The 8,215-nt window shown below is 55.4% G+C and carries 8 protein-coding genes; 3 read left to right on the plus strand and 5 right to left on the minus strand.

Going from position 1 to position 8,215, the window contains the following annotated elements; all coding sequences use genetic code 11:
* Positions 1-163: 163 nt before the first annotated feature.
* From I9188_RS19880 to mobQ, 5 genes are all read right to left on the minus strand, one after another.
* Positions 164-850: a histidine phosphatase family protein gene (locus I9188_RS19880; RefSeq protein WP_209599744.1), complete on the minus strand. Its 687-nt coding sequence runs from the start codon at positions 848-850 to the stop codon at positions 164-166.
* Positions 847-1,815: a hypothetical protein gene (locus tag I9188_RS19885; RefSeq protein ID WP_209599745.1), complete on the minus strand. Its 969-nt coding sequence runs from the start codon at positions 1,813-1,815 to the stop codon at positions 847-849. The genes I9188_RS19880 and I9188_RS19885 overlap by 4 nt, the downstream gene beginning before the upstream one ends.
* A gap of 8 nt (positions 1,816-1,823) precedes the next feature.
* Entirely contained in the window at positions 1,824-2,465 is a 642-nt protein-coding gene (locus tag I9188_RS19890) for an NUDIX domain-containing protein (protein ID WP_209599746.1), read from the minus strand.
* Between the two features lie 8 nt (positions 2,466-2,473).
* Positions 2,474-3,439 carry a hypothetical protein gene (locus tag I9188_RS19895; protein WP_209599747.1) on the minus strand — a complete coding sequence of 322 codons (966 nt, stop codon included), beginning with the start codon at positions 3,437-3,439 and terminating at the stop codon, positions 2,474-2,476.
* A 290-nt stretch (positions 3,440-3,729) separates the two neighbouring features.
* Positions 3,730-5,031: a MobQ family relaxase gene (mobQ, locus tag I9188_RS19900; RefSeq protein ID WP_209599748.1), complete on the minus strand. Its 1,302-nt coding sequence runs from the start codon at positions 5,029-5,031 to the stop codon at positions 3,730-3,732.
* A gap of 457 nt (positions 5,032-5,488) precedes the next feature.
* Between mobQ and I9188_RS19905 the strand changes: the two genes are divergently transcribed.
* From I9188_RS19905 to I9188_RS19915, 3 genes are read left to right on the plus strand one after another with little or no spacing between them, the layout of a single operon-like run.
* The gene (locus I9188_RS19905) at positions 5,489-5,782 is read left to right on the plus strand and encodes a mobilization protein (protein ID WP_209599749.1); all 294 of its coding nucleotides are present in this window, start codon (positions 5,489-5,491) and stop codon (positions 5,780-5,782) included.
* Positions 5,779-7,482: a type IV secretory system conjugative DNA transfer family protein gene (locus I9188_RS19910; protein ID WP_245223759.1), complete on the plus strand. Its 1,704-nt coding sequence runs from the start codon at positions 5,779-5,781 to the stop codon at positions 7,480-7,482. The genes I9188_RS19905 and I9188_RS19910 overlap by 4 nt, the downstream gene beginning before the upstream one ends.
* An 18-nt stretch (positions 7,483-7,500) precedes the next feature.
* Positions 7,501-8,052, plus strand: a complete 552-nt coding sequence (locus tag I9188_RS19915) for a hypothetical protein (protein ID WP_209599750.1) — start codon at positions 7,501-7,503, stop codon at positions 8,050-8,052.
* The last annotated feature ends 163 nt before the right edge of the window (positions 8,053-8,215 follow it).

Here is an 8,215-nt window from a genome sequence, read left to right on the forward strand (position 1 = left end):
TACTTAACATAATCAGTATTATATGTCAAAATCACTGACAATAAATTCTTGCCCTCCCCAAGCCAATAACTTGCCAAAACTGGGACTGTTTTGCATAACGTTTTTGCCACAACCAAGTGATTGAAATCCCGTTGGTCCCGTGGACTGGTCACAACGGGCCGTTTTAGTCAAAAATTTCCATCACGGACGAATGCAGGCGAACCGGAGAGACGTTGACCGCTAGAATACGAGGTTCTCCAGCCACGGTTTCAACTACCGATGTTCCGCCCGTACTCAAATCAACGTAACCATAGAAGTCATTTGGGTAGGCATGCGCTTGTCGCGCAAAATGTATCAACGAAGCAGTTATGGGAGACCGATGCGAAACAACTATGGCCGCGTCACACTCTTCATCATCAATGATGTTCTCTAGCGTGTGTACAATTCTGGCCTCAAAGTCATGTAGAGCCTCTGCCGAGGTTGGCAGACCGATGGCATAAGATGATAAGAGACCGGCTCGATACAAGGCTAACTCTCTGAGAAAATCCGGGGCCACCTCTTGAACCTGGCTCTCGGTCAGCCCCGAGAATGGTCCAGAATCTATTGAATCAAAATTTGGCAACTCAATTGGTGAAATGGATAATTTTGAAGCCAAAAGTTCGGCGGTTCTCTTTGCTCTATCAGATGGAGAGAAGTAGATTTTGGAGAAATTGACTCCAGCGTCGTTTTTAAAACTTCGAAACCCTTCCACAAGTTCTCTTAGCTGAACAAGGCCGTGCTCGGTGATGTTTTCACCAAGACTGGATGAAGAGAACCTAGATAGGACGTTCTTGTCTGTATCAACATGCCGAACGAAGAAGATAAGTTTCAATTCTCGGCTCCTCCTAAGACAAGTCTGATCTGGTCTCGGACAACAACCTCGTCATCTTCTAACCGGGCAAGGAGGCTCTCTGGCTCAGCTAGACCCATTCGCTTTTTCTCGGAAAAATCACTGAATAGCTTAATCAGGCTTTGAGTTACTTCACTTGCTATCTCATGCATGTCTCCAATTCTGTATTGTGCCGTCCCCTGATCACAAAACGCTTTATGCAACACGACCAACGGCATCAGCTCTGGCAGTTCGTGATCTTGGTCTCCCGACTGGTATGCCAAGCGAAAGGGAGCACCACATGCAAAGAGGCGCTTCTTATGAGAGAACCCAGCAACATACTCTTGAATTTCAGATGCTTTGGCCTCCAGGAATAGGGCATTGCGATTTCCCTTAGAAATCTTTTTCCCGTTTGCTCCTATCAAGCGAGGTACATCTGAGGCGAGTAGTGTTGGGCGCACCAATCTGAAGCCTGGATAACGGTGCATCACTGTCTTACGAAGACGTCGCGCCAGGTGAACAAACCTCAGATTGTCATCGTTCATAACAACGTCGGTGGCTCCAGTTGCCAAAATCTGTGCAACTTGCTCAATGGGAAAGAGGTAGTCCTTTACTCTCATTCCTGCCCGATTGGCTATGTGCGATTTGTTCGGGTGTGTGTCCTCAAGTAGTGAACAGGTTGCTGAGTCCAATAGTGAATCGAAGAGCCGAGAATACTCTGGAAACACTTGGCTCTGACGGAACACGGTAATGGTAGTTCCTAAGTCTAAAGCATACAGTTCAGCAAGAATGCTTAGAAGGCTCTCTGTCTCCTTATGGCCGTCTCCAACCTGTGAACTGGAATCCTGAACCACAAAGAAGTATTTGTTAAACCCACTGCGAAGCTTTTGCGCACCAAAACATCCGTGGTAGTGTCCGATATGCAGTCTACCGTCGCTTAACCGACAGCCCCCAAGAGCAATACTCATCTAGCACCTCAAGAAATCGAAAGTGGCGCTTTTCCCTCTAGAAGCCTTTCCGACATAATTAACATCGTGAGGTAGTATTGCTGGATGCGTGGCAAGAAATGCTGACGGCTCAACTCTTTTTCGCCGAGAAACCAGTTGTCACCGTCGTATGCAAAGTAGTTACAAACTATCGTCTCGCGGCTTCCTCCAAACAGAGCGTAACCGTCAGAAATTGGCACATCAATGACCCCATAGACCTCGTTTGGGTCAGGCTCATAGTGATCGAGGCTTCTTTCATCTCTTGCCAAAAAGACGCCTTGGTATTCTCGGTTACGCTGGCCGTTCTCCTGGTCAGCAACTTCAACACGATATCCGAGAGATTCTATCTCCAGATTTTTCACTGCAATGCCAAGTTCTTCCTGAGCTTCGCGAGTTCCGTCTTCAAGAGTCTCGCCAGTCAACAAGTGCCCTGCAGCGGTGACGTCCAGCATGCCTGGAAAATTCTTCGCCTCTGGAGAACGCAACTGAAACATTAGGCTGCCACCATGTCGCGAACTACACAGCCACAAATGAAAGGTGTGATGCCACTCACCTGCTAGATGGGCTTCCTTCCGCTCCATCTTACCTTTTGGCTTCAAGTTTGCGTCAAAGATATCGATCAATTCTGACATACTTCCTCCTATCCGTACCTCAAAGAAAGAGAACGGCCCACTCTGTCTTTCTTGGCCCGTGCCTCCATAGCACCGGTATCATCACCGACGGCTTCGCATATTCGCTGCTCTAGGCTCAGAGCTTTTATTGTTCGCTCATGATCACCTAAGCGTCCGAACGTTTCAGCAGCTGCGCGTGTTAAGGTAAGTGCTCTAGCAGTAGCCTCTAAGTCGGATGCGGATGGGTTACTGATGCTTCCACCTTTTTCAATCTGGAACTGTCGAGCAATTAGTGTTGATCTGGCATGCTGAAGCTGAGCCTGATCAATCAAAATTTCATCTCGATACAGAGAAAACGCGCTAGAGTTTTCGGTCAGAGCCGAAATGATCTCTTCGGCCTTCTCCAGGTTTTTCTCATCACTGGTTATCACGGCTAAATGGCGCGAACCCTTTGCCGCAACGAGTCTAGATTTCACAAATGCTGACGTATTCTCTTCGCCAATGGAAAGCGCCTCCTGGACCCCAGAAACAATATTCTTCTTCGCGCGGGCGCTATCGCCACCTGCGTGCACGGCCCATCCCAGTTCATCGACCAAAATGCTCGACTTGGCCAACTTGTCATCGAGTTCGACTGCGGCTTGAAAAGCGGCTTCCCCTAAGGACGTACGCGCCGAGTGCTCTCCTACAAGATGCAAAAAGTGAGAAAGACCATGCCTAATACTCAATATTGTTGAGACCTTGCCCCGCTCTTTAAGCTCTTCAACATAGTCTACCAACGCCAAGACAAATCTCTCTTGCGATGATCTATCGTGGTCCGGATCATCCACAACCGCCACGATTTTTGGAAAAAAGAGCAACTCAATAGAGAGGTAAATTACTAATAAACAAAGGAAAAAGCTCGTGGTTGAAATTCCCAAGTAAGCGACGATGTCGATACTGGCACGAGTAGACAGCAACTGATCAATCGCGCCAACTGCGCCAGGCAGTGCGACCAATCGTATGATGCGTGACTTTAGAGAACTACCGACGACCAGTTCTCGTAACCGGCCCGTATCTGCGCCGCTGGCTCGTGATACTTCTAGGTCCCTCGCCACCCACTAAACTCCCTAATTCACTTATAAGACTATGTATTTTGTTCTCTTTTACAATAGCGTAGTGGACCTGTCGTGCAATCAAGGTGCGCGAGTTCAAGACGGCGACTGGCGTAATATCGTTTCTGGTCGGTGTCGGCTTCTCTCAGGCGAGCATTCCCATGAAGAATGGGAAAAGACCTCACATCGCCTTGTCAGTGACTGAGGCCCGGATCGCGGTCGATGTCTCGATCGATTTCACGATCCTTCTCGACCTCCTGCTCCTTCTCCTGATCGCGCTGGTCCTCGATCTCCAGCTTTTCGCGCGGCTTGTTCAACACATCCTGCAGGCGCTCGTTGACGGACGGCTTGCGCGTCTCGCGCTCGGCACTTTCGCTAAATTCAGGATCGTTGTGACCATCCAGATTGTAAACCACCGATTGCCCATCTCGCTCAGCCTCCTTCTCCATGATCTCTTTGAGACGCTCGCGCGCATAATTGCGGCCTTCGGGCTTCGGCGTGTCATCATGATCCTGTGACCTGCCCACGACTTGCGCCAGACGCTCCCGGGAGTCCTCCGGATTACGATCCGTACCCCGGTCTTTGCTGGCCGCTGCCCTCAGCGCCGCCAGACCGGCTGACACACGCCCCTGCCCGGCCTCACGCTCGGCCCCATAAGTGTCCCGCGCCAGCTCCAGACGTTCCCGAATGTCGACAAAGAGCGCCCGCGCCTGGCGGGCCGCATGAACCGCCCTGCCCCGCTCGGTGACAGGTTCATAGTCGCGGCCCTCACGCTCGGCCGCACGCATCTCGCGGCGTTCCATCGCATTGGCCGCTGGTCCCAGTTTGACCTCCGGATCACGATCCAACTCCTCAGCCTTCAACGCATCACCCTGACTCAGCGCATCCTCGCGCTGCGCCTCCAATGACCGGTGATCGACCCGCTCCACCTCCCCGACCCGTTCAAGCGCGTGGTTCTGCAATTCAGCCCAGACACCGCGCATCTGCTCGATCTCAATGCCCCCGGTCTTCGCGGAATCGAGAACACGGGTCTTGGCCGTGAACCCCTCCGGTTCCAGCTTCCGGGTGGTGGTCAGAACATGGGCATGGTGATTGCGCTGATCCCCTTCCCGGTGCGGCGCGTGGATCGCCACATCCACCGCCACGCCGTAGCGGCTGACCAGCTCCTCGGCAAATTGACGGGTGATCTGCGACCGGTCCTCGGCGCTGATCTCGGACGGCAGGGCCAGCTCCCACTCGCGGGCGGTGACGGAGTTTCGGCGGGTCTCGCTCTCTTCGGCAGCGTTCCAGAGCGCCGCCCGATCCTGCGCCCAGGACGGCGCATGTTCGGGCGTCAGAATGAAGGTCTCTTCGATGCCACGCTTGGCGGTGTAATCATGCATCCGCCCCTCGCGCTGGCACTCGATGCGCTCGCCCGCACGGTACGCCGCCGCCGCGGTCGAAGATCGTCCCGCGCTGCGTTTGATCGTCTTCACGGAGAGGTGGTAGCTGGCCATGCGCCCTACCCCGCTCCGTGAAGCGAAGAATGCTGACGCACGCCGCTACTGACCCCGGCCCATGTTCCGGCATGGTCCAGCGGGCCAGTAGCCTTTTCCCCGCAGGCTCGCGCCCCAGAACGCTGGGGCCGGAGGAGAAAAGACAGACCGGCCCCAACCGTGGGGCATCGGTCTCGATTTTGGGACTGCCGTTCCGGCCGCAATCCAACCGCGCAGGTTGGCATGGGATGGTTTGGAAGGGGCAGCGCGCCCTTCCATGTCGATGCGATGAGCATCGAAGGGGATGGCCATCGGCCGGGGTTTTGCCCCAGAGAGATCGCACGCAAATCTTGGAGCCATAGGCGGAGAGTTTGCATAAGTGCGCCCTTGTCCTTTACAGGCCTACGGGTACGCGCTAAGGACGAGCTTAGCAACACTTGATTCAACTCTAGATTATTTTTCAAACAAGAGCAGTGATATGGCAGAGACAGAACTCGAACGCGCCGAGAAGCGATTTGCCCAGGCCAAGGCCCGCCTTCAGGCCGTGCGCAACCGGGAAGCCACCAGACAACGCAAGCTGGATACACGGCGCAAGGTGATCCTGGGCGGGGCGCTCATGGACCTGGCCGAACGTGATGCAAGTGCTGCGGCAATGATGGAACGGTTGATCCGGAACCTCTCGCGGGACCAGGACCGCAAAGCCTTTGCAGATCCCGATACCCCCTCCCCGGCTCTGGCATCCGATTCAGAACAACCGAATGGTCATCGATGAGCTGGGCGTTCACGGCGTTTCGCCTTCTGGTCGGTATCGGGCTGATCGCATGGGCGGCTCCGTTCGTACTGTTTATCGCCGCTGTCTATCTGCTTATTGCCACTTTGATAGGGACATTCGTTCTGGCTCTCATCCGGCATTATGGTCTGCACGTGCCGATCTCGGGCGGTCCCACCACCTTCCTCGATTGGGTTGCCACCATCGTGGTCTACGGCTCGGCCTGGTGCACGGCAGTAGTGCTCCTGATCGTGAACACCGGCATCGGCCTCTGGTCCCCCCGCAAGGCCGACGACAGCCATGGTTCGGCTCGGTTCGCCGACCGGAGAGACCTGGCCGATCTGGAAGCCTCTGACGGGCTTCTGATCGGTCGCAACCGCCATACCGGCCGACTATTGCGCTACGGGGGTCCGGCGCATCTTCTGACACTTGCGCCGACCCGGGCGGGCAAGGGTGTGGGCACGGTCATCCCGAACCTGCTTATGGCGGAGCGCCCGGTCCTGGTCATCGACCCCAAGGGCGAGAATGCTCGGATCGCGGGTGACGCCCGGCGACGGTTCGGACCCGTTCATGTCCTCGACCCGTTTGAGGTTACGGGGATGACATCGGCGGCGTACAATCCATTGGACCGGTTGTCTCCGGACAGTCTTGATCTTGGAGAAGATGCCGCCTCACTTGCCGACGCGCTGGTCATGGACCCGCCGGACCAGGTATCGGAGGCACACTGGAACGAAGAGGCCAAGGCCATCCTCGGCGGGCTGATCATGTTCTGCGTCTGCCATGAGGAGCCGGGCCGCCGGTCTCTCGCCACAGTGCGGGAATATCTCACCCTGCCCCCGGATCGGTTGCGTGCGCTGCTGGAGCTGATGCAGGAGAGCGATGCGGCACATGGCCTGATCGCCCGAGCCGCCAACCGGTTCCTGGGCAAGGCAGATCGGGAAGCAGCTTCGGTTCTGTCGAATGCACAGCGCCACACCCATTTCCTCGACAGTCCACGGATTGCAAAATGCATGGCGCGTTCGGATTTCCATTTCTCCGATCTGCGCCACGGGATGACATCGGTGTTTCTGGTGCTGCCGCCCAATCGTCTCGATGCCTATAGTCGCTGGCTGCGCCTCCTCGTCTCCCAGGCGCTTCAGGACATCGCTCGCGACGCAGAGGCGGCACAGACACCCGGAATGGCCCTGAGCGCCGCTCAGGGCGTCTCTGAGGCTCCGCGACCGGTTAAACGGGCCTTGCCCCCTGCCCTCTTCCTGTTAGACGAGTTTGCAGCGCTTGGCCGCCTGGAAGCTGTGGAGCGGGCCATGGGGCTTATGGCAGGCTACGGGCTTCAACTCTGGCCGATCCTGCAGGACATGAGCCAGCTCAACGCGCTCTATGGAAAACGCGCGGGCACTTTTGTCGCCAATGCCGGAGTCCAGCAGGTGTTCGGAGTGAATGATCTGGAAACGGCCCAGTGGCTGAGCAAGATGATTGGCCAGGAAACCACGGGCTACCAGACACAAAGCTACAAACCGGGGGACGCGCTCTCGATGACACAGAACGTCACCGGCCGCGATCTGCTCACCCCGGATGAAATCATGCAGGTCCACCCGGACAACCAGCTCCTGCGTGTCCAGGGCAGGCCCACGGCCATTGCCCGCAAACTGCGCTATTACGCCGATCCTGAATTCAAAGGGCTGTACCAGCCACAAGACCAATGACGAGAAAGAAATTCGAGAATGAATGATCAATCCCCCTCCCCTGCCCCGCTCTCTGACGAAGAACTGCGCGAAACCCTCGATATGGTAGGCACCGTGCTGGCCAGCGTGTCGGATCGCGTGGATGATCAGACACGGGTGCTAGACCGGGTGCACAAGACGGCAACAGAGGCGCGGCAGGCGGCATTTGCAGCGCAGACCCAAACCGATCCTGAGCACTATGGGGATCTGGTTGGGCATGCGATCAATGCCCGTGTTCGTGGGTCACTGGAAGCGATATCCCAGGTTGCCGATGCTCTTGGAGCACAAAGCAGACACACGGATGCGGTTCTCAAAAAGGCTGAACAGGACAAATGGGAAGTCTTCAAAGACATTAGGGAACAGGAAAGAGAGATCGAGTGCTCCAAAACCCGCCTGTCCTGGTTTGGTCTGGGCGTTGTTGTTTTGGCTCTAACGATGACTGTCACGCTTCCTCGGTTCTCAGCTTACAATAGTACTACATGTGGTGTCTTTGGAGGGGTGTGGACCCAGACAATGGACGGTTACCCTGCGTGTGTTCACTATCAGGATTGAAGCTACTTCGGATAATTACCTCGCGGGCGCACAAAGTTGAGATGAGCCAGTCTGGACGTGTCACGGTTTGATGCCGCTCCTTTGATAGCATTTATTGCAGCAAAGGAGATGAACTATGGGATTGAAACGGACGGACGAGTTCCGCGCTGATGCGGTGCGGATC

The sequence above is a fragment of the Ruegeria sp. HKCCSA071 genome, from assembly GCF_017872555.1.
GTDB lineage: Bacteria > Pseudomonadota > Alphaproteobacteria > Rhodobacterales > Rhodobacteraceae > Ruegeria.